17 protein-coding genes and 2 pseudogenes are annotated in these 20,417 nt (G+C 65.2%); 11 read left to right on the top strand and 8 right to left on the bottom strand.

Annotated elements, in window-relative coordinates:
- Window positions 1–12: 12 nt before the first annotated feature.
- The 3 genes from FFY45_RS10915 to FFY45_RS10905 form a co-directional block, all read right to left on the bottom strand.
- On the bottom strand, window positions 13–828 hold the full coding sequence (locus tag FFY45_RS10915) for a thiol:disulfide interchange protein DsbA/DsbL (protein ID WP_074058257.1): 816 nt from the start codon (window positions 826–828) through the stop codon (window positions 13–15).
- Between the two features lie 91 nt (window positions 829–919).
- Window positions 920–1,570 (bottom strand): thiol:disulfide interchange protein DsbA/DsbL, encoded by a 651-nt coding sequence (locus tag FFY45_RS10910; protein WP_104551501.1) that lies wholly within the window; start codon window positions 1,568–1,570, stop codon window positions 920–922.
- A 93-nt stretch (window positions 1,571–1,663) separates the two neighbouring features.
- Window positions 1,664–2,464, bottom strand: coding sequence for a c-type cytochrome (locus tag FFY45_RS10905; RefSeq protein ID WP_176340446.1), 801 nt, complete (start codon window positions 2,462–2,464; stop codon window positions 1,664–1,666).
- Window positions 2,465–2,608: 144 nt separating this feature from the next.
- Here FFY45_RS10905 and yihA point away from each other — a divergent pair, with 144 nt between their 5' ends.
- Both yihA and FFY45_RS10895 read left to right on the top strand, forming a co-directional pair.
- A complete protein-coding gene (gene yihA, locus FFY45_RS10900) occupies window positions 2,609–3,232 on the top strand; it encodes a ribosome biogenesis GTP-binding protein YihA/YsxC (RefSeq protein ID WP_006451633.1) in 624 nt (207 codons plus the stop codon).
- A gap of 372 nt (window positions 3,233–3,604) precedes the next feature.
- Window positions 3,605–4,969, top strand: a complete 1,365-nt coding sequence (locus tag FFY45_RS10895; protein WP_176340445.1) for a glutamate--cysteine ligase — start codon at window positions 3,605–3,607, stop codon at window positions 4,967–4,969.
- A gap of 248 nt (window positions 4,970–5,217) precedes the next feature.
- Here the strand turns inward: FFY45_RS10895 and FFY45_RS10890 are convergent.
- The 3 genes and pseudogenes from FFY45_RS10890 to FFY45_RS10885 form a co-directional block, all read right to left on the bottom strand.
- Window positions 5,218–6,285 (bottom strand): annotated as a pseudogene (locus FFY45_RS10890) (ATP-binding protein); the annotation flags it as partial.
- 77 nt (window positions 6,286–6,362) lie between these two features.
- Window positions 6,363–6,729: pseudogene (locus FFY45_RS22460) on the bottom strand (two-component sensor histidine kinase); the annotation flags it as partial.
- Entirely contained in the window at window positions 6,726–7,445 is a 720-nt protein-coding gene (locus FFY45_RS10885) for a response regulator (RefSeq protein WP_095575415.1), read from the bottom strand. The pseudogene FFY45_RS22460 and the gene FFY45_RS10885, both read right to left, overlap by 4 nt.
- Before the next feature lie 137 nt (window positions 7,446–7,582).
- Here FFY45_RS10885 and FFY45_RS10880 point away from each other — a divergent pair, with 137 nt between their 5' ends.
- From FFY45_RS10880 to fghA, 7 genes are all read left to right on the top strand, one after another.
- Window positions 7,583–8,683, top strand: a complete 1,101-nt coding sequence (locus FFY45_RS10880) for a glycosyltransferase (RefSeq protein WP_176340443.1) — start codon at window positions 7,583–7,585, stop codon at window positions 8,681–8,683.
- A gap of 210 nt (window positions 8,684–8,893) precedes the next feature.
- Window positions 8,894–9,202, top strand: coding sequence for a hypothetical protein (locus FFY45_RS10875; protein ID WP_176340442.1), 309 nt, complete (start codon window positions 8,894–8,896; stop codon window positions 9,200–9,202).
- 269 nt (window positions 9,203–9,471) lie between these two features.
- Complete coding sequence (locus FFY45_RS10870) at window positions 9,472–13,068, top strand: PAS domain-containing sensor histidine kinase (protein ID WP_176340441.1); 3,597 nt, start codon at window positions 9,472–9,474, stop codon at window positions 13,066–13,068.
- Between the two features lie 280 nt (window positions 13,069–13,348).
- Window positions 13,349–13,624 carry a metal/formaldehyde-sensitive transcriptional repressor gene (locus FFY45_RS10865; protein ID WP_023905100.1) on the top strand — a complete coding sequence of 92 codons (276 nt, stop codon included), beginning with the start codon at window positions 13,349–13,351 and terminating at the stop codon, window positions 13,622–13,624.
- A gap of 63 nt (window positions 13,625–13,687) precedes the next feature.
- Window positions 13,688–14,797, top strand: coding sequence for an S-(hydroxymethyl)glutathione dehydrogenase/class III alcohol dehydrogenase (locus FFY45_RS10860; protein WP_006451640.1), 1,110 nt, complete (start codon window positions 13,688–13,690; stop codon window positions 14,795–14,797).
- A 68-nt stretch (window positions 14,798–14,865) separates the two neighbouring features.
- Window positions 14,866–15,441, top strand: coding sequence for an S-(hydroxymethyl)glutathione synthase (gfa, locus tag FFY45_RS10855; protein WP_176340440.1), 576 nt, complete (start codon window positions 14,866–14,868; stop codon window positions 15,439–15,441).
- 58 nt (window positions 15,442–15,499) lie between these two features.
- The gene (gene fghA / locus FFY45_RS10850; protein WP_176340439.1) at window positions 15,500–16,330 is read left to right on the top strand and encodes an S-formylglutathione hydrolase; all 831 of its coding nucleotides are present in this window, start codon (window positions 15,500–15,502) and stop codon (window positions 16,328–16,330) included.
- A gap of 432 nt (window positions 16,331–16,762) precedes the next feature.
- On the opposite strand, the gene FFY45_RS10845 is transcribed toward fghA, so the two are convergent.
- Window positions 16,763–18,172 (bottom strand): aminotransferase-like domain-containing protein, encoded by a 1,410-nt coding sequence (locus FFY45_RS10845; RefSeq protein ID WP_176340438.1) that lies wholly within the window; start codon window positions 18,170–18,172, stop codon window positions 16,763–16,765.
- A 130-nt stretch (window positions 18,173–18,302) separates the two neighbouring features.
- Here FFY45_RS10845 and FFY45_RS10840 point away from each other — a divergent pair, with 130 nt between their 5' ends.
- The gene (locus tag FFY45_RS10840; protein ID WP_176340437.1) at window positions 18,303–19,094 is read left to right on the top strand and encodes a PhzF family phenazine biosynthesis isomerase; all 792 of its coding nucleotides are present in this window, start codon (window positions 18,303–18,305) and stop codon (window positions 19,092–19,094) included.
- Window positions 19,091–20,017: a DMT family transporter gene (locus tag FFY45_RS10835; protein WP_176340436.1), complete on the top strand. Its 927-nt coding sequence runs from the start codon at window positions 19,091–19,093 to the stop codon at window positions 20,015–20,017. The genes FFY45_RS10840 and FFY45_RS10835 overlap by 4 nt, the downstream gene beginning before the upstream one ends.
- A 41-nt stretch (window positions 20,018–20,058) precedes the next feature.
- Here FFY45_RS10835 and FFY45_RS10830 read toward each other — a convergent pair whose 3' ends face one another.
- Entirely contained in the window at window positions 20,059–20,397 is a 339-nt protein-coding gene (locus FFY45_RS10830; protein WP_023905094.1) for a hypothetical protein, read from the bottom strand.
- Window positions 20,398–20,417 lie beyond the last annotated feature (20 nt).

Raw genomic sequence — 20,417 nt, 5'->3', positions numbered from 1 at the left:
CGATCGCTCGGGTCACTTGGCCAGCGTGGCGCGTTCGCGCGCGATCAGGTGATCGGCGATACGCAGCATGTCCGGGAAGCTCTGGCCCTTGACCAGGTACTTGCCGTTGACGATCAGCGACGGGGTGCCGGTGAGCTTGCTGCGGGTGGCGAACTGCTTGGCGCGGTTGGTCTTGGCCGACACGCCGAAGCTGCTCATGGTGTCGATGAAGGTCTTCTGGTCCACGCCATACTTGGCGTAGAACGCGGCGATGTCCTGCACCGAGTCCTTGCCGCGCTCGCCCTTCAGGGTCTGGTCGACATGGATGGCCTTGTACAGCGCTTCGTGGGTCTTCTCCTGCACGCCCAGCGTTTCGGCGGCGTAGAAGGCACGGCCGTAGTCGTCCCACGGGCCACCGAACATCGCCGGCACGTAGACGAAATGCACGTCAGACGGCAGCCCGGCCTTCCACGGCCCGATCAGCGGCTGGAACGCATTGCAGGCAGGGCAGACATAGCCGAACACCTCGGCCACTTCGATCTTGCCGGCGGCCTGCTGGTACGGCTGGCCACCTTCGATATCCAGATAGTCGGTGCCGGCGACCGGCTCGGGGCCGTTCGGTGCACGTGGGGCGGCGCTGGGTGCGGCGGCGGGGGGCGTGCTGGCGCTCTCGCCAACGGCCGGCGGTGCGGCGGGGTCTGTGGCCGGAGCGGCAGCGGCCGGAGCAGGCGCCGTCTCGGCAGCCGGCGTGGCAGCGGCAGGTGCGGTGTCGGACGAACCGTCCTGGGCCTTGCAGGCGACCAGGATCGGCAGCAGCGCCATCAGCGTCAGGGCGAAGCGGGTCTTCATCGGATTGGATCTCCAGCGTGGGGCGAGAAAAGGGCCGGACGGCCGCGGGGCGCATGATGCCACGGGCGGCCGTCGGTGGCGGTTACGCGGTTCAGCGCTTGGCAGGCGCAGCGTGCTCGCGGGCGATCAGATAGTCGGCCACGCGCAGCATGTCCGGGTAATTGCGCGCGCCGATCAGATAGCGCCCGTTGATGATGATGGCCGGGGTGCCGGGGAGCTTGCTGCGCTTGGCGAAGTCGCGCGCGGCATCGAGCTTGGCGTCCACCGCCGCGCTCTTGTAGGTCTCGACGAAGCGCTGCTGCGGCACGCCGTAGTCGGCGTAGAACGCCGCCAGTTCTTCCGGTGCCACGTTCTGGGAAGGCACGCTCTGCTTTTCGTGGATCGCCTCGAACATGGCGCGATGGCTGCGCTTGGCCACGCCCAGGATGTCGGCGGCGAAGTAGGCGCGCGCGAATGCATCCCAGAACCCGCCGAATGCCGCCGGCACCGGGGTGAAGCGCACATAGGCCGGCTGCTTGGCCACCCAGGCCTCCAGGGTTGGCTCGAAGTGCGCGCAGTGCGGGCAGGTGTAGCCGAACACCTCGGTCACTTCGACCTTGCCGGCCAGCGGCGCGTACGGCTGGCCGCCGTCGATCACGATGTAGTCGTCGCCTTCGACCGGCGGGGCGTTCTTGTCGGCGGCGCAGGCCACCAGCGGCAGCAGGATCAACAACAGCAGGGACAGACGGGAAAACAGCTTCATGCAGGCTCCGTGGGGATAGGGGGAGGACGGGAAACGACGACGCCGGTCGCGGGACCGGCGTCGTGAAGCGGTGTGGCAGCCGTAGCGTTCAACTCATGAGCGTGCGGGCGTCCCCGCAGCGGGTGCTTGCGCGGCGGCCGCATCGTCGGCGCGGTCGTGCAGGCCTTGCAGATAGCTGGCCAGCGCCTGGATCTCCTGCTCGGTCAGCGGGTGCGCCACCTGCGCCATGATATTGAACAGCGCCGGGTTGCGCTCCTGGGTGGTGCCGGCCTGGTATTCCTTCAGGCGCCGCGCCACGTACTCGGCATGCTGGCCGCCCAGGCGCGGATACGCCGGGCCCGGATTGCCGCTGCCGGACGGACCATGGCAGGCCATGCAGGCGGGCACGCCGCGTGCGATGTCGCCACCGCGGTAAAGCTTCTCGCCGACCTCGTAAAACTTCAGGCCCTGGTACGGCCCCTCGTTGACCACCGCATCGTCGGCCACGCCGGCGGCAGACTTCTGGGTGGCGAAGTAGGCGCCCAGGTCGCGCATGTCCTGCGCAGAGAGGTCCTTGACGAACGGCACCATCACCGCCGCCATGCCGCTATTGCGCTCGCCGCTGGCGATCAAGGCCACTTGATGCGCCACGTAGCGCTCGGTTTGGCCGGCGATACGCGGGTACATGGCGACGGCCGGGTTGCCGTCCGGGCCATGGCAGGCCGCGCAGGCAGCGGCCTTGGTCTGGCCGGCCTTGGCATCGCCCCAGGTGGTCTTGGACAGGTCCACCTCCAACGGCGCAACGCGCACAGGTGGCGGATCGGGGATCGGCGTCACCGCCGATTGCGCAAACGCCACGGCCGCAATGACCGGCACGGCGAGGGCGGCGAGGACTAGCACACGAGCATGGCGCATCAGCTAAAGCTCCGTATGGACCCGACCTGCGCGCGTTTGATGCTGGCTGTGGCAGGCGTGCTTCGATTATCGACACGCCTTTGCGCCAGGGTCAACGAACAGTGCAGCAAAACCGGCAGAGCCCGAACGTGCGATCCTAGGGGGATGTCGCTCCTTATCGAACAAGCCCGCTACCACCTGTCCGCCCACAACGCCCGGCAATTGCCCGACGATGGCGGCTACGAGGTGGCCTTCGCCGGCCGCTCCAACGCCGGAAAATCCAGCGCGCTCAATGCGCTGACCCGCCAGAACGCGCTCGCCCGTGTGTCCAAGACGCCTGGTCGTACCCAGCAGCTGGTGTTCTTCCAGATCCAGCCCGAGCGCTGTCTGGTGGATCTGCCCGGTTACGGCTACGCCAAGGTGCCGCAGGATCTGCAGGCGCACTGGCAGGCCTTCATCGACCGCTATTTCCGCACCCGCGAAGCCTTGCGCGGGCTGGTGGTGGTGATGGACATCCGCCACCCGCTCAAGGATTACGACCTGCAGATGCTCGGCTATGCCGCCGAACGCGGCCTGCCCGCGCACGGGTTGCTGACCAAGGCCGACAAGCTCGGCCGTGGCCAGCAGATGCAGACCCTGCAGAAGGTCAAGAAAGAAGTGACCTCGCGCTTTGGCGACAGCGTGACCGTGCAGACCTACTCCGGCGAATCGCGCCAGGGCGTGGACGAACTGCGCGGCATCGTCGGCGGCTGGCTGGGTCTGGATGGGGCGCCGCCTGCCGCCGAGTGAGGCAATAGACGCTGACTTCATCCCCGCGCCTATACCCGGGGCGGCTTAACGATGGCGGGCTTCGGCCCGCCGTTTGCGTTTCAAGACGGTGCTGATCGGTGCGTGCCCGGCAGGTGCGATGCCGGATGCGCAGACACGGGCGCAGTGCAACAGCCCGGCAGCGCCTGGCTGCACGCGCCTGGGTAAGGATCGCCGGGACGCGTACTGGATCACGTTGAGGCATGGATCGGCTGCCGTTCGCCCATCGGTGGAAATGTCATGCCCTGTCGGTGTCGCCAATCCTTTCGCGCCGGGCGGTTATAGTGCGGGCCTTGCGGTGGCAGGGGAGTATCCCCACATCGTTCCCCCTTCATCACGTCTGCGAGCCTGCCCTTGTCGAGTCCCAGCCACGTTGCCGAAACGCCGATCACCGAACGCGCGGAGCTGGTCCAGGTACTTGCCTCGGGCGAGAAGCCCAGCGCGGACTGGCGGATCGGCACCGAGCACGAAAAGTTCGGCTTCCAGCTCGACGACCTGCGCGCGCCCACCTTTGAAGGCGAGCGCGGCATCCAGGCGCTGCTGACCGGCTTGACCCGCTTTGGCTGGGAGCCGGTGCAGGAAAACGGCCACACCATCGCGCTGCTGCGCGACGGTGCCTCGGTGACGCTGGAGCCGGCCGGGCAGCTGGAACTCTCCGGCGCAGCGGTGGAGACCCTGCATCACACCTGCGTGGAAACTGGCACCCATCTGGACGAAGTGGCGCAGGTTGCCGGTGAGTTGCAACTCGGCTTTCTCGGCATGGGTTTCCAGCCGAAGTGGCGCCGCGATGAAATGCCGTGGATGCCCAAGGGCCGCTACCAGATCATGAAGAACTACATGCCCAAGGTCGGCTCGCTCGGCCTGGACATGATGACGCGCACCTGCACGGTGCAGGTCAATCTGGATTACGCCACCGAAGCGGACATGGTGAAGAAGTTCCGCGTGTCGCTGGCGCTGCAGCCAATCGCCACCGCGTTGTTCGCCGATTCGCCGTTCACCGAAGGCAAGCCCAACGGTTACCTCAGCTACCGCTCGCACATCTGGACCGACACCGACGCCGATCGCACCGGCATGCTGGATTTCGTGTTCGAAGACGGCTTCAGCTACGAGCGCTACGTCGATTACCTGCTCGATGTGCCGATGTATTTTTCGTACCGCGACAGTGTGTACGTCGATGCCAGCGGGCAGAGCTTCCGCGATTTCATGCAGGGCAAGTTGCCGGCATTGCCGGGTGCACTGCCGACGCTGCGCGATTGGTCGGACCACATGACCACCGCGTTCCCGGAAGTGCGCTTGAAGAAGTATCTGGAAATGCGCGGCGCCGATGCCGGTCCGTGGGATCGGCTGTGCGCGCTGTCGGCGTTCTGGGTGGGGCTGCTATACGACGACACCGCGCTGGATGCGGCCTGGGATCTGGTCAAGGACTTCAGCCCCACCGAGCGTCACGCGCTGCGCGATGGCGTACCCAAGCATGCGCTCGGGCTGCCGTTCCGTCACGGCACGGTGCGCGATTTGGCCGTGGAAGCGGTCAAGATCGCGCGCGAAGGCCTGCGTCGGCGGGCGCGCTTGAATGCCGACGGTCAGGACGAAACCGGCTTTGTGGATGTGATCGCCGAGATCGCCGAAAGCGGTGTCACCGCCGCCGAGCGCAAGCTGGCGCTGTATCACGGTGCATGGAACGGCGATATCGATCGGGTGTTCCGCGAGTTTGCGTACTGAGTGAGCAAGCGTGGGTTGAAGGGCTGCGGGGGGTTGCCGATGTGGCGCGCCGCTGCAGTTCTGCCCGCCTTGACCTGAGTGCGATGAGGCGCCATTAGCTGCCGCCTCATCGCGCATGCGGTGCTCCGGCGACCTCCCGTCGCGGCGATCTCGGTAGCGTGACACGCAGGCGATGGCATCACGCGCGCGCTGCCGCACTCGCAATCAGCGCGTCCGGGTCCGGTAAAGACCCTCGATCCGATCCAGGCCTAGCGCCGTTCCGGCATGCACGGCAGGCGCACCGTCACTCGTAGGCCGCCACCTGCTGCACGGTTGTCCAGGCGCAGGTCGCCGCCATGCGCCAGCACGATGCTGTGCGCCACCGACAGGCCCAGCCCGATGCCGCCGGTATCGCGGTTGCGCGAAGACTCGCCACGTACGAACGGCAGCAGCAACTGTTCGCGCTGGGTCGGATCGATGCCGGGGCCGTCGTCGTCGATCCATAGCACGCCGTCTTCGCCGTCACGCTGCAGCTGCAGACGCGCGCGTTTGCCGTACTTCAGTGCGTTTTCCAGCAGGTTCATCACCGCACGGCGCAAGGCCAGCGGGTCGCCATCCAGGGTGATCGCCGGGCCGGGCAGCAGCTCGGCCTCGGCGCCGATGTCGGTGGCGTTGTCGACCACGCTTTCCACCAGCAGTCGCAGATCCAGCGGCGCGCGTTCGCCGCGGTGGCGATCGTTCTGGATGAAATCCAGCGCGGCGGAAATCATCGCCTTCATCTCGTCGATGTCGGCCAGTGCCTTGTCGCGTAGCGGTGGCTGCAGGCCGTCCAGACGGAACGACAGGCGCGCCAGCGGCGTGCGCAGGTCGTGCGCGATCGCTGCCACCATGTGGGTGCGCTCGTTGATCAGGCGGTTCAGGCGCGCCTGCATCGCATTGAACGAGTCGGCCGCGCGCACGATCTCCGGCGGGCCGCTGCGTTGCAGTGCAGCGGCATCCGGGTTGCGGCCCAGCCGGTCGGCGGCTTCGGCAAAGCGCTTGATCGGCGCCGACAGCGCACGCGAGAACCACCACGCCAGCGGCACGTTGGCCAGCAGGCCGGCCAGGAACAGCAGCACCACGTGGGTCTTGAACTCGGCCGACAACCGCCGTGGCGGTGATTCCACCGTGCGCCAGCGGCCATCGGGCTGCTGCAGCGCGGCGGTGAAGCCGTCCAGCAGCGGTACGCCCGGGGTCAGCCGCTCGCTTTCCCAGGCGCCCGGGGCGTCGTCCGGGCGCAGTCCGTTGCCGAACGGCGAGGCGCCGGGATGGCGATCGCGGTGCCAGTCACCCGGCTCTGACGGCGATCGCTGCAAGGCAGCGCGGCGATTGCCGGCAGGGCTGCCATCGCCGTCATTGGCCTCGGACGCCTGCGGTTGGCCCGGCAGCGACATGCCGACGCGCGGGCCCGGGCGATCGTCGGCGCTGCGGTAGAAGCGCACGCGCTGCTCGGGCACATCCAGCCAATGGGCAAGCAGCATTTCGGCAAACGCATCGCGCACCTGGCCTGCTGGCGGCAGCGGTGCCTGGGCAGACTCGCGCACCGTCAAGGTCTGGGTGCCGGCCGGCATGCGCGTGGACAGCAGTGCCACCACCTCCGGTGGATGTACCGGAGGCTCGTAGACCGGGGTGCGCATCACCAGCAGGGCGATGCCGACCGCCTGGGCGGTGAGCAGGGCCACCGCCAGCAACACGAAGGTACGCGCAAAGATCGACAGCCCGCGACGTGCCGGGTTGCTCACAGACGCGAGACGCCCGGCAGCAGCATGTAGCCTTCGTTACGCACGGTGCGAATCAACTCGGTATGCACGCGCTCGTTGATCTTGCGGCGCAGCCGGCTGATCTGGCTGTCGATGGCGCGGTCGTAGACATCGGTATCGCGGCCGCGCGCATAGTCCAGCAGTTGGTCGCGGCTCAGCACCCGCTGCGGATGCTCGACGAAGGTGCGCAGCAGCGCGAACTCGCCATCGGAGAGGTTGATGAAGATGCCGGTGGGGTCGCGCAGGTCGCGGCGTACCACATCCAGCCGCCAGCCGGCGAATTCGTAGACGTTGCCGCGGTGGTCGGCCTGCTCGTTGCTGGCCTGGCTGCGGCGCAGCAGGGCGCGCACCCGCGCCAGCAATTCGCGTGGATTGCAGGGTTTGGCCAGGTAATCGTCGGCGCCCACTTCCAGGCCGATGATGCGGTCGGTGTCGTTGCCCAGCGCGCTGAGCATGATGACCGCGGGGGAACCGCGCTCGCTGGCCAGGGCCCGGGCCGCGCTCAGTCCGTCTTCTCCGGGCATCATCACGTCGAGTACGATGAGGTCCGGGCGGCGCTGCGCGATGCTCTTGCGCATCTCCGCCACGTTTTCGGCAACGTCCACCTGGTAGCCGTGGGCGCTCAGGAACTCGCCGATCAGCTTGCGCAGGTCCGGGTCGTCGTCAACCACAAGAACGCAGGGTTGTTGCAGGTCCATGGAGGTCATCGTCGGTGGCGCGGAGGTTTGGCCGCGCAGGGTGGTGGCTACCGGATACATGGTGCTCGCAGTTGCAAGGCTGGAGCACGCATCATAATGATTGAATTTGTCATCCATTGGCACACGTGTGACGCGACATGACAGAACCGGACATCGCCAAGGAAGCCATCACATCGACACTGTGCCGCTGCAACGGCGAGTGCGCGCATGACAAGGCGTTTCCGATGATGCGGGTGATCAGCCGCGACAACGGCGTGGGCCTGACCCGCGACATGGTGCTGATGGCGCAGACCCTGCGTGCTGGCGGTGTGCCGGTGCAGGAAGTGGGATTCACCAGCCAGCGGGTGCACGACACCCTGCGCGAAACCCGTCTGTGGGCCAGCCGCGCGCTGTTCGGGCGGGTGCCGGTGCAGATCTTTTCCGAACGTGTGTATGCGCGCTGCCTGCCGCTGGGCCAGGCCAACCTGCTGGTGCCCAATCCGGAGTGGATGCTGCCCAAGTGGCTGCCGCGGTTGCCGCGCTTCGACGCCGTGCTGTGCAAGACCCATCACGCCGAGCGGATCTTTCGCAATCTGGGCTGCACCACGCGGTTCATCGGATTTACCAGCCCGGATCGCTACGACCCGCGGGTGCTGCGTCAGCGTGCATTCTTCCATCTGGCCGGGCGCAGCACCGCCAAGGGAACCCGCGTGCTGCTGGAGACCTGGAAGCAACATCCGGAGTGGCCGCTGCTGACCGTGGTGCAGAGCCCGCGCACCGCCGGCAAGCCGGTGGTTGCTGCCAACATCGATCACCGGGTGCGCTATCTCGACGATGCCGAACTGCGCCGGCTGCAGAACGCGCATCTGTTCCATATCTGCCCGTCAGAAGCCGAAGGTTTCGGGCATTACCTGATGGAAGCGTTGAGCGTGGGCGCGGTGACATTGGCGACCGACGGCGAGCCGATGAACGAATTGGTCAGGCCCGAGCACGGCGTGCTGATTCCGGTGGCCGACGTGCGCCAGCGGCGTCTTGCCTCGTATTACTACGTCGATGCGGCGGGAATCGCGCACGCGGTGGAAACCGCATTGGCGTTGCCACAGGCGCAGCTGGATCAGTTATCGGCCAATGCGCGTGCCTTCTATCAGGCCAACGATGCCGCATTCGCTGCGCGCTTTCGCGCTGCGGTGATGGCATCGCTGCCTGAAAATGCCGTTGACTCCGCCGTCAGCGTGGCACCGGCCGTCGTCGAGAACTGACGCGTTAGCGCTTGCGCGTTTGTGCAGCAGCGATAGCGGCACGATCAGCGCATGCCGTCGCCCGCCTGCGCTTGGCGGATGGCGACACGCGTGCGACACATGCGCGGCACACGCACATGCAAGGCTTTGCTGGACGAAAGCGCGGGCGTCGCCCGCCCTGCCACGTGCATGCACGACGCACACGTGTGCATCCATCCAGGGAGATCGACGATGGTCCAAACACGCCCCGGCTTTGCCGTCACCGCTGCGCTGCTTGCCGCACTGAGCATGAGCGGCTGCGCCAGCCTCTGCGGCGCTCCGGGTGGCGCGCCGCCGCTGCCACCGCCGCCGCCTGAGCGCGGCCATCATGGCCCACCGCCGCCGCACGATCCCGAATTCGATGCAGCGCTGCAGGCCTGCGCTACGGCGCAAGACATCGCGTTGCCGGTGCCGGATGCGCCACCGCCTGGGCCGCCACCGTCATCGTTGCTGCAATGCCTGGAGGCGGAGGGATTCGAGCCGCCGCCGCGTCACGGCTGAGATCGATGCGCGCAGGTACTGCAGGTACCTTGCCGCTAGCGGACGTTGCCGTACAGCAGACTGCAGGTGTTTCGCCAGATAACGCTGCAAGCCAGTGACCACCAGCTTGCGGTCGCGTCGGCTGCGCATCCGAAGACGCAGGCTTGCGCGTGCACCAGCACGGCAGATGTCGAGCACGCTACTACAGCCTCTTCGCTCGCGATTACGCATTGTGTCGCTTCACCCTTGGCGAGAGATCGGATAATGCGCGCAGGGAGAAACCAGTCACGATGAAACGTGCGCCTGGCGAGCAGATCGACGACGTGGAACGTGTCGAAAGCGCTGCAAGCATGCAGGAAGAGCTGGCCGGCATGCGCAAGTTGCACGCGCTACAGGTCAGCCTTGCAGCGCAGAGCGAGATGCGTGTAGCGCTGCAGGACATCACCGCGCTTGCCTGCGCGTTCGCGCGCACCGAGTGCGGTTGCGTGCAACTGGTCGACGAGCACAGCAACGACATGGAGCTGCGTGTCTATCGCGGGCACGACGAGCGCAGCCCGTTCGTGCAGCAGTTCTTGAAGGACGGTTTTCAGGCGACCTGCGATACAGTGCGCCGCGAGCGCCGGCAGCTGGTGATCGAAGACATCGAAACGTTCACCCCACTCAAGGGCACGCCGGATTACGAGGCCGCGCTGTGCAGCGGGATTCATGCTGCGCAGTTCACGCCCCTGTTCAATCGTGCCGGCGTGTTGCTCGGTTTGCTCAGTACGCAATTCACCCTGCCGTATCGGCCGGCAGAGCATGAACTCAGGTTGCTCGAACTGCTTGCATGGACCGCCGCCGACTATGTCGAACGCAATCGTGCTCAGGCGGCATTGCGGACCAGCGAGTCGCGGCTGGCTGCGTTGTCGCTGGTAAGCTCCGAAGTGCATTACCGGATGAGCCCGGATTGGGGCGAAATGCGCGCATTGACCGGTAAAGGCTTTCTGGCCGATGCGGTCAATCCCAATCGCGCCTGGCTGATGGATTACATTCCCGATGACGATCGGGCAATGGTGCGGCAAAAGATCGATGCCGGCATCCATGCAAAGACACCGATCATTTTCGAGCATCGGGTACGACGTGCGGACGGCAGCCTGGCCTGGATCGCCACCAAGGGCGTGCCGGCACTGGATGCGGAGGGAAACATCACCGAATGGTTCGGCACCGCCGCCGACATCACCGCGCGGAAGCAGGCCGAACAACGCCTGCGCGATAGCGAGGCGCGGCTGGCGCTGGTGCTCGATCAGATTCCGATCGGCGTCGGTCTGTTCGATACGCAAGGCCGTTTCACGTACAAGAATTCGCAGCTGAGCGATCAGTTGACCGATCGCATTCCTTCGCGCGATGGCGTGCGCGCAGCCGAGTGGCAGGGCATCGACCAGCAAGGCAACCCGGTGCCACCGCAGCAGTTTCCCGGTGCGCGCGCGTTGCGCGGCGAAGACACCACAGCGCCGATCGATTTCCGCCACCTCGATGGAACCGCCGAATGTTGGTTACGTGTCACTGCGGTCGCATTGCGCGATGGCAGCAGGGTGACCGGTGGATTGACCGTGGTGCAGGACGTGACCGGACAACGCCGGGTGCAGGCGGAACTGGGCATGCTAGCCGAGCGTAACCGCGACATTCTTGAAAGCATTTCCGATGCGTTCTATGGCGTCGATGCGCAGTGGCGCTTTACCTATATCAATCGCAAGGCCGAGGCGCTGTGGGCGCGCTCGCGTGCGCAATTGCTGGGCAAGGTGATCTGGGACGAGTTCGCCGCGTTGATCGGCTCTGCAACGCACACCGCGCATTTGCAGGCCGCACAAACGCGGCAGATGGTTCGCCTGGATGTCGCCTCGCCGGTGCTGGGGCATTGGGTCGACATCAGTCTGTATCCCACCAGCGATGGCGGCATGTCGGTGTATTTTCGCGATATCTCCGACAAGAAACGTGCGCAGGAGCAGCTGCGTGCCAGTGAAGAGCGCTTCCGCACCGCTCTGACGATCGAAACCGTGGGCGCGACATATTTCGATATGGATGGCCGCCTGACCGATGCCAACGATGCGTTCTTGAAGATGAGCGGCTACAGCCGTGCAGATGTTGAAGCCGGTACGCTCAACTGGCAGAACCTGACCCCGGCGACCGCGCGCGAGTTGACAGCGCAGGCCTTTCAAGAGTTGAAGGCCAAGGGCAGCACCACGCCCTATGAGCGCGAATATCTGCGCAAGGACGGCTCGCATCGCTGGGCGTTGTTTGCCGCCAAGCGGCTGCCGGATGGTACCGGTTTCGAATTCGTGCTCGACATCACCGACCGCAAGCTGGCCGAAGCGGCGTTGCGCGAGGTGCAGGATCGCAATGCCTTCTTGTTGAAGCTGTCCGATGCGCTGCGGCCGCTGAGCGACCCGGCCGCGATCCAGGGCAACGCTGCGTGCGTGCTGGGCGAGCACTTGCATGCCGGCCGCGCGTACTACGTTGAAGTGGATCGCAAAACGCAGCAGTACGTTGTCGAACGCGATTGGCATCAACCCGGCGAAACCAGTCACGCGCGGCGCTTCGCACTGAGCGATTGGCCGATGCCCTGGCTGACCGACGCGCAGACATGGGTGGTGCGCGACACTGCCATCGATGCGGCATTGCCCGACGATCAGCGCGCGGCCTATCTGGGCAATGCCATCGGTGCGCTGATCGTGGTGCCGCTGATCAAGAGCGGCCAGCTGGTTGCCAGCTTCGTGGTCAATCAGCGCACTGCGCGCGATTGGACGGCCGCCGAGATCCGGCTGGCCGAAGAAACCGCAGAGCGCACCTGGGCGGCATTGGAGCGCGCACGCGCACAGGGCGCGCTGATCGAAAGCGAAGAGCGTTACCGCGTGATTCTTGAAAACGCGCTGGATTACGCGATCTTTACCACCGACACCAGTGGCTACATCCAGACCTGGCCACCTGGTGCCGAAGCGGTGTTCGGCTGGACCGCCGAAGAAGCGGTGGGTCAACACATCGCCATGACCTTCGTTGCAGAAGATCGCCTGGCCGGGGTGCCGCAGCGCGAGATCGAACAGGCGCACCACACCGGCTTTGCCCCCAATGTCCGCTGGCATCAATGCAAGGACGGCCGCCGCGTCTTCATCGAAGGGGCGACCCGGCCGCTGCGCGATGGCGGTGTCGAGCCGCTGGGGTATCTCAAGATCGGCCAGGACGTCACCCGGCGCCGGGAGTGGGAAGATCGCCAGCAGGTGTTGCTGGCCGAACTGCAGCACCGCACGCGCAACCTGATGGGCGTGGTGCGTGTGGTCTTCAATCGCACCCAGCGCAGCAGCAAGACCATCGCCGAGCTGGCGCTGATCTACAACGACCGCCTGGACGCGCTGGCGCGCGTGCAGGGATTGCTCTCGCGCTTGAACGACGGCGATCGCATCCTGTTCGATGAGTTGATCCATGTCGAACTCTCGGCGATGGGCGCGATCGACGCGCAAGGCCAGGGTGAGCAGGTGGTGCTGGATGGCCCCAGTGGCGTGCGTCTGCGCTCCAGCACCGTGCAGACGTTTGCGCTGGCGCTGCATGAGCTGGCGACCAATGCCAACAAGTACGGCGCGCTCGCCCAACCCGGCGGCCAGTTGCAGGTGCGTTGGCGCCTGCTGCGCACCAATAACGGCACGCGGCTGCGGATCGAATGGAGCGAAACCGGCGTGACCATGCCAACGCCCGGCGAAGCGCCACAAGGCTCCGGGTACGGCCGCGAGTTGATCGAGCGCGCGCTGCCGTATCAACTGCAGGCCGAAACCACCTATGAGCTGGGCCCGGATGGCGTGCGCTGCACCATCGAGCTGCCGGTGTCGGAAAGCATGCGCCTGGAGGGGGATGAGGGATGACGCTGGATGCTGCACGTGCACACATCAGCCACCGTCATGCTGCACTGCGGCCACTTTGCTGATTGCGGTCGCGGATTTCCTGCGCAGGGCACAAATTTTTGATCTGTGCGTGTCTTTGCACAGACCGCGCCACAGTCCCTGTTGGCGGCATTCTCGCGCGCATCTGCGTTGATCGAACATCACGTTGCCAGCCGGCATCTTCGACACAACGCCCCCGATGCCCATGGCTTTTTTCGTCCGAATCCATATACTGCCCCCCAGTATTTGGATCGGGGCCGCCATGCCGCATTCGCCGCAAGAGAAAAAGCGGGCGCTAGCACGCGTGCGCCGCTTGCGTGGACAGTGCGATGCACTTGAGCGGGCGCTGCAGGCAGGCGCAGACTGCGCGCCTGTCTTGCAGCAGATCGCCGCGATCCGGGGGGCTGTGAATGGGCTGATGTCGCAGGTGCTTGAAGCGCATATCCGGGAAGATTTCGGGCATGCCGCAACGTCCGATGCGCAACGCGCCGAACGGGTGCAGGAATTGCTCGGCCTGGTCCGGTCCTACCTCAAATGAACTCCCACCGGGTCGGCGCATGTCGCACCCGTCCTTGAATCTCATCGTCAGGAGCGTCATCCAATGAAATCCCGTGCAGCAGTTGCATTCGGACCCGGCAAGCCGCTGGAAATCGTCGAAATCGACGTCGCACCGCCGAAGGCCGGCGAAGTGCTGGTCCGCATCACCCATACCGGCGTCTGCCACACCGATGCGTTCACGCTGTCTGGCGACGATCCGGAAGGCATCTTTCCGTCCGTGCTGGGCCACGAAGGCGGCGGCATCGTCGAAGAGATCGGCGAGGGCGTCACCAGCGTCAAGGTCGGCGATCACGTGATCCCGCTGTACACCGCCGAATGCCGCAAGTGCAAATTCTGCCTGTCCGGCAAGACCAATCTGTGCCAGGCAGTGCGTGCCACGCAGGGCAAGGGCCTGATGCCCGACGGCACCACGCGCTTCTCGTACAACGGTGAGCCGATTTATCACTACATGGGCTGCAGCACCTTCAGCGAGTACACCGTGGTGCCGGAGATTTCGCTGGCCGTGGTCAACCCGGAAGCGCCGCTGGAAAAGGTCTGCCTGCTCGGTTGCGGCGTCACCACCGGTATTGGTGCCGTGCACAACACTGCCAAGGTCAAGCCGGGTGAGAGTGTGGCAGTGTTCGGCCTGGGCGGCATTGGTCTTGCGGTGATCCAGGGCGCGGTGCAGGCCAAGGCCGGGCGCATCCTGGCCATCGACACCAACCCGGGCAAGTTCGATCTGGCACGCAGCATGGGCGCCACCGATTGCATCAACCCCAAGGACTACGACAAGCCGATCCAGGAGGTCATCGTCGAGTTGACCGATGGCGGCGTGGACTTCAGTTTCGAGTGCATCGGCAACGTCAACGTGATGCGGTCGGCGCTGGAGTGTTGCCACAAGGGCTGGGGCGAGAGCGTCATCATTGGCGTAGCTGGCGCAGGCCAGGAAATCAGTACCCGTCCGTTCCAGCTGGTGACCGGCCGCGTGTGGCGCGGCTCGGCCTTCGGCGGTGTCAAGGGACGTACGCAATTGCCGGGCATGGTGGAGCAATCGATGAAGGGCGAGATCGATCTGGACCCGTTCATCACCCACACCATGCCGCTGGAAGAGATCAACGAGGCCTTCCACCTGATGCACGAAGGCAAGTCGATCCGCACCGTGATTCACTTCTGACCGTACGGCCAGGATCGGCGCGCGGCCGCTTCCGCGCACGTGGTACCCGATACTCCGGGAGGGGCATGATGACCAGCGTCTCGATTCATCCTTCGGTAGACAGTGGTGTTGCGCGTGGAGGTGCAGAAAGCTTTCAGGGGGGAACCCTTGAATGTCATTGCGCCAGCGACAAGGTGACCGTGGAAGTGGGTGCGCAGACCTCGCATAACCACGCCTGCGGTTGCAGTAAATGCTGGAAGCCGGAAGGCGCGACCTTTTCGGTGATTGCAGTGGTGCCGCGCGACAAGGTCACGGTCACCGCGCATGCGGAGAAGCTCAAGATCGTCGACGAAAGCGCGGCGATCCAGCGCCACGCCTGTACCGGTTGCGGCGTGCATATGATTGGCCGCATCGAGAACAAGGACCATGCGTTTTATGGTCTGGATTTCATCCATACCGAGTTGTCGCAGCAGTCGGGCTGGTCGCCGCCGGGTTTTGCGGCGTTCGTGTCCTCCATCATCGAAACCGGCACGCCGCCGGATGACATGGACGGCGTACGCGCGCGCCTCAATGAGCTCGGCTTGACCCCGTACGACTGCCTGTCGCCGGGATTGATGGATGCATTGGCGGCCAATGTGGCACGCCATAAGGGCCTGCTGCACTGACCGCCCAACCCCGCGGCCGGCATCCATGTCGGCCGCAGGTTTTTATCGAAGGAATCTCATGGAACGTATCGAACACCGTGCCTGCTTCGGCGGTTGGCAAGACGTCTACCGGCACCAGTCGCAGAGCTTGAACTGCAGCATGCAGGTCGGCGTGTATCTGCCACCGCAGGCTGCCGATGGCCCGCTGCCGGTGCTGTACTGGCTCAGCGGCCTGACCTGCACCGAACAGAATTTCATCAGCAAGGCCGGCGCGCAGCGTTACGCGGCCGAGCATGGCGTCATTCTTGTCGCACCCGACACCAGCCCGCGTGGCGACGAGGTGGCCGACGCGGACGGCTACGACATCGGCAAGGGCGCCGGCTTTTATGTCGACGCCACCGAACAGCCGTGGGCCGCGCACTACCGCATGTACGACTATGTGGTGAACGAATTGCCGGCGTTGATCGAAGCAACATTCGCCACTACCGGTGCGCGTGCGATCAGCGGCCACTCGATGGGCGGGCACGGCGCCTTGACCATCGCGTTGAAGAACCCGGACCGCTATCGCAGCGTGTCGGCGTTCTCGCCGATCGTGGCACCGAGCCAGGTGCCGTGGGGTGAGAAGGCATTTGGCCATTATCTGGGCCCGGATCGTGATACGTGGAAAGCCTACGATGCCACCGCGTTGATCGCGCAGGTACAGGAGCACTTGCCGCTGTTGATCGATCAGGGCGGTGCAGATGAATTTCTTGAGAACCAGCTGAAAACTGCGCTATTTGAACAAGCTGCCAAGGCTGCGGGTTATCCGGTCACAGTGCGGCTGCAGCCTGGTTACGACCACAGCTATTACTTTATCTCGAGTTTTATCGGCGAGCATATTGCGCATCATGCTGCGGCTTTGCGTTCGTGATTGCTTGATTGCTTGATTGTGGAAATAGCCGATCGTTTGTTGCGTTTGTTAAGTTTGTGGCGTGTGCGTGGCAGTAGACCTCGCGCAGTTGCGTGCGTTGCATTGCGTGCGTTGCCGTGTTGCCTGGACCGGTGGGGCATGAATAAAGCGCCGAGCTGATTTCCCTTCTCCCTTCGGGAGAAGGTGCCCCGAAGGGGCGGATGAGGGTACGGGCGAAGCCACGTGCAGTTGGAACGACATGAGGGCTTCGCCCCGTACCCTCACCCCAGCCCCTCTCCCGTGGGGAGAGGGGCTCGCCATTGCGTATCTGAAAGTCCGCGTCGAGTAGATGCCGGCGACATCGTTGGTTTTGTTCAACAGCAACAGCAACAGCTGACGCCAAAGCAACAGCTGACGCCAACGCCAATTCAAAAGTTGATGCCAACAACCAAGCTAACGCGCCACCTGCGCCGCAAGCTTGCCCAATCGTCGCATCGCGCGTTCCAGCGTGTCGCTCCACGGCTGGCCGCAGGTCAGCCGCAGGTGATCGGCGTAGTCGCCGCGGCTGGAGTACAGATGGCCCGGCGAGGTGCCGATACCTTCGGCCAATGCGGCTTCGAACAATGCCTGGCCGCTGCCGCCATCGGGCAATTGCAGCCACAGCGAGAGTCCGCCGGCCGGGTCGCCCACCCGCGTGCCCTCCGGCCAATACCGCACGATGGCATCGCGCAGGCGTTGGCCGTTGTCGGCCAGGGTACGGCGTAGCTTGCGCAGATGCCGTTCCAGATCGTGCTGCGCCAGATAATCGGCCAGTGCCAATTGCGGCAGGCTGGCGCTCCCGACGGTGGAAAAGTATTTGGCGCGCACCAATGCTTCGGTCCAGTCGCCGCCTAGCAACCACCCCACGCGCAGTCCCGGCGACAGCACCTTGGAGAACGAGCCGCAGGTGATCACGTTGGCATGTGTGTCGAAGTGGCGTAGCGGGCGCGGTCGCTGGCCCGACCAATCCAGTTCGCCGTAGATATCGTCTTCGATCACCACGGTGCCGTGGCGTGCGCAGCTGTCGAGCAGTGCGCGCTTGGCACTGTCGGGGGTGAGGCTGCCGTTGGGATTGTTGAAGTTGGGCACCAGCACCGCCGCGCGCACCGGCGTGCGCTGCAGCAGCGCGTCCAGGCGTGCCACATCGATCCCGTGGCCGGCGCGGTTGGGGACTTCCAGCACCTTGAGTCGTAACGCAGCCACCGCCTGCAGGATGCCGTGGTAGGTGGGTGTTTCCACCAGCACCACATCGCCCGGTGCGGTGAGTGTGCGCAGTGCCAGGCTGATCGCTTCCATCGCGCCGGCGGTGATCACCACTTCTTCCGCGGCTACGGTGGTTGCGCAGTGTGCGTAACGCTGTGCGATCTGTCGGCGCAGTGCGGTGTGGCCTTGCGGCGGTGCGTAGTCCAGCGCTGCAGTGCGTTGGCGCCGCAATTGACGCGAGAGTGCTGCCGCCAACTGTGCAGCCGGCAGCAATGCAGGTGCGGGAGTGGCGGTGTGCAGCGGCAGCAGGTCGGTGCGCGCCAGGGTATCGAGTACGCGCTGCAAGGCCGGGTTGTCGACCATGCCGGGTTTGCGCCGCCGCGCTGCGGGTGTTGCGACAGGCAAGGCAGAGGCGGTGGTGCGCACGAAGTAGCCGGAGCGCGGCCGCGCCTGCACGCGGCCTTCGCGTTCCAGTTGCAGGCATGCCTGCACTGCCGTTGCCGTGCTGATGCCGTGATTGGCGGCCAACTGCCGAATCGAGGGCAGGCGCTCGCCGGCACGCAGGGTGCCGCCTTCGATCTGCTGCCTCAACTGGGTGGCCAGCGATTCGTACAGGAGCATGTACGGGCGCCCTTTATCTGTATTGGTCAATTTGCAGCGTATCTGAATCTGTCATGGTCGTGTACTGCGCTGCAGACTGGCTGTGCCCGGTGAGTGCGCCAGGCGGTTGTTTTCTTTTGTGAGGTTGGCCGTGCTGCTTCCTGTGTTTATCGTCGATGCGTTCACCACGGCGCGTTTCAAGGGCAATCCTGCGGCTGTCGTGCCGTTGCAGGAATGGCTGCCGGAGTCGCTGATGCAGGCGATTGCCGGCGAACACAATTTGTCGGAAACCGCATTCTTCGTGCGCGACGAGAGCGGGGTATTCGACATCCGCTGGTTTTCTCCCATCAAGGAGGTCGGCTTCTGCGGGCATACGACCTTGGCCAGCGCGTTGGTGATTGCCATGCATCAAGGCGCTGCATTCCCGTTGCGATTGCGCGCGCCTGCCGTCGGTGAGATCGAGGTCGCCAGGGTGGCCGAGAGTACCTTCGAGCTGCGCTTCCCCAACCAGATGCCGTCGCTGGTGCCGGTAGTGCCGCAAGCCTTGTTGGAGGCGTTGTCGATCGCGCCACAGGCTGTCTATGCAAACGCGCAGGCCTACATCGTCGTCTACGCCGATGAAGGACAGGTGCGTGAGGTAACTCCCGATCTGAGCCGGATGTTGGTGCTGGCGCCGCGCGATGTAGCGGTCACCGCGCGGGGCGTCGGGCATGACTTCGTCTCGCGCTATTTCTGGCCGGCCAATGGCGGTAGCGAGGATCCGGTGACCGGGTCGATCCATGCCGCGTTGGCGCCGCTGTGGGCACAAACGCTTGGCAAGACGCGGCTGCGTGCGCTGCAGGCATCGGCACGCGGCGGTGAACTCGATTGCCGGGTCGAGCCGCAGCATGTGTACGTGCGCGGCAGCGCTGTGCAGTATCTGCAGGGAGCGATTGCGCTATGAGCGTGTCCTTGTCTGCTCAAGCGACCTCGGCGGGCGCAGCGCGACGTGCAATCTGGCAATTGCTGGTGGCCGAAGTGCTGATCGGGTCGGTGGGCGTATTCGTGCACGAAAGCGGGCAGGATCCGGTGACTGCGGTGTTCTACCGCTGCCTGTTCGGTGCGCTGTTTCTGACGGTATGCGGTTTGATCGGTGGGCAGCTGCGCGGCCTGTGGCGCGAGCGTGCGCTGTTGCGCGATGCGGTCATCAGCGGTGTGTTGCTGGTGCTGAACTGGGTGGCGTTGTTCGCCGGCATGGCGCGTTCGTCGATCGGTGTGGCGACGATGGTCTACCACGTGTTTCCGTTCGTGATGTTGATCCTTGCCGCATTGCTGCAGGGCGAGCGCACGCGGCGTGTCGATCTAGCCTGGACGTTGCTGGCATTCGTCGGTGTGGCCTGTTCGGCCGATCCGGCGCGGCTGTGGCAGGCGGCCGATCGCGGTTATCTGATCGGGATCGCGCTCACCTTGCTGGCGGCATTGCTGTGCGGGGCGTCGTTGCTGATGTCGCGGCGCATCAGCCGAGAGCGGCCGCTGGCGGTGGTGACCGTGCAGTGCTGGGTCGGCACCTTATTGCTGGCAGGGTTTTCCAGTGGCGCCGCGCTGCATCCGGGGCTGCACTGGCTGTGGCTGGTGGGCTTGGGCGTGATCCACAGCGGCATCGTGTATGTGCTGTTCTATTCGTCCTATCGCCATCTGCATGTGGCCACGATTGCGGTACTGGCGTTCGTCTATCCGCTGGTCACGCTGTTGCTGGACTATCTGCTCTACGGCCACGCGCTGGTGCCGGTGCAATGGCTGGGCCTGGCATTGATCGTGATCGGGACGCTGGCGGTAAATCTGAAGTGGCGTTGGCCGCGGCGGGTGGCGGACAGCGCGCTGACCTGAGTGGAGTTGCCGCCGCGCCGTACGCGCGGCGGCAGCGGGCTTCAACGCACGTCGCGCAGTTCCCAGTGATGTCCGGCCAGCGCCTGCATGCGCTGTTTGAGCAGGTCGCCGGGGATGCTGGTGGTGGCGACCAGATCGATCCGCAGGTCGCCCTGCTTGCCGGTGACCGTGGCCGAGGGATCGGTAACGCCGAGGCTGGGATCCACCGCGTCCGGGTCGGCCTGCAGCTGGCGCCAGCGATCGAACCAGGCCGGGTCGCGCAAGGCGGCCTGCAGCTGTTCGGCAAAGGCCTCGGCACCATGGGCGCTGAAGCTCACGCTTGCATCGCCGCCGCGGGCGAGCTTGGGGTCGGGCAGGCTGATCGAATAGCTGACGGGCATGTGCGAAGACTCTGGTGGAT

It is taken from the genome of Xanthomonas hortorum (assembly GCF_011305375.1).
Lineage (GTDB): Bacteria > Pseudomonadota > Gammaproteobacteria > Xanthomonadales > Xanthomonadaceae > Xanthomonas > Xanthomonas hortorum_E.
Note: the sequence above shows the minus strand (reverse complement) of the source record. Positions and strands in the feature narration are given on the sequence as shown.

Excerpts from the sequence above, each read along its gene's own strand:
- FFY45_RS10915 (WP_074058257.1), bottom strand. The coding sequence starts at position 828 with ATGAAGACCCGCTTCGCCCTGACGCTGATGGCGCTGCTGCCGATCCTG.
- FFY45_RS10910 (WP_104551501.1), bottom strand. The coding sequence starts at position 1,570 with ATGAAGCTGTTTTCCCGTCTGTCCCTGCTGTTGTTGATCCTGCTGCCG.
- FFY45_RS10905 (WP_176340446.1), bottom strand. The coding sequence starts at position 2,464 with ATGCGCCATGCTCGTGTGCTAGTCCTCGCCGCCCTCGCCGTGCCGGTC.
- yihA (WP_006451633.1), top strand. The coding sequence starts at position 2,609 with ATGTCGCTCCTTATCGAACAAGCCCGCTACCACCTGTCCGCCCACAAC.
- FFY45_RS10885 (WP_095575415.1), bottom strand. The coding sequence starts at position 7,445 with ATGGACCTGCAACAACCCTGCGTTCTTGTGGTTGACGACGACCCGGAC.
- FFY45_RS10880 (WP_176340443.1), top strand. The coding sequence starts at position 7,583 with ATGACAGAACCGGACATCGCCAAGGAAGCCATCACATCGACACTGTGC.
- FFY45_RS10875 (WP_176340442.1), top strand. The coding sequence starts at position 8,894 with ATGGTCCAAACACGCCCCGGCTTTGCCGTCACCGCTGCGCTGCTTGCC.
- FFY45_RS10870 (WP_176340441.1), top strand. The coding sequence starts at position 9,472 with ATGAAACGTGCGCCTGGCGAGCAGATCGACGACGTGGAACGTGTCGAA.
- FFY45_RS10865 (WP_023905100.1), top strand. The coding sequence starts at position 13,349 with ATGCCGCATTCGCCGCAAGAGAAAAAGCGGGCGCTAGCACGCGTGCGC.
- FFY45_RS10860 (WP_006451640.1), top strand. The coding sequence starts at position 13,688 with ATGAAATCCCGTGCAGCAGTTGCATTCGGACCCGGCAAGCCGCTGGAA.
- gfa (WP_176340440.1), top strand. The coding sequence starts at position 14,866 with ATGACCAGCGTCTCGATTCATCCTTCGGTAGACAGTGGTGTTGCGCGT.
- fghA (WP_176340439.1), top strand. The coding sequence starts at position 15,500 with ATGGAACGTATCGAACACCGTGCCTGCTTCGGCGGTTGGCAAGACGTC.
- FFY45_RS10845 (WP_176340438.1), bottom strand. The coding sequence starts at position 18,172 with ATGCTCCTGTACGAATCGCTGGCCACCCAGTTGAGGCAGCAGATCGAA.
- FFY45_RS10835 (WP_176340436.1), top strand. The coding sequence starts at position 19,091 with ATGAGCGTGTCCTTGTCTGCTCAAGCGACCTCGGCGGGCGCAGCGCGA.
- FFY45_RS10830 (WP_023905094.1), bottom strand. The coding sequence starts at position 20,397 with ATGCCCGTCAGCTATTCGATCAGCCTGCCCGACCCCAAGCTCGCCCGC.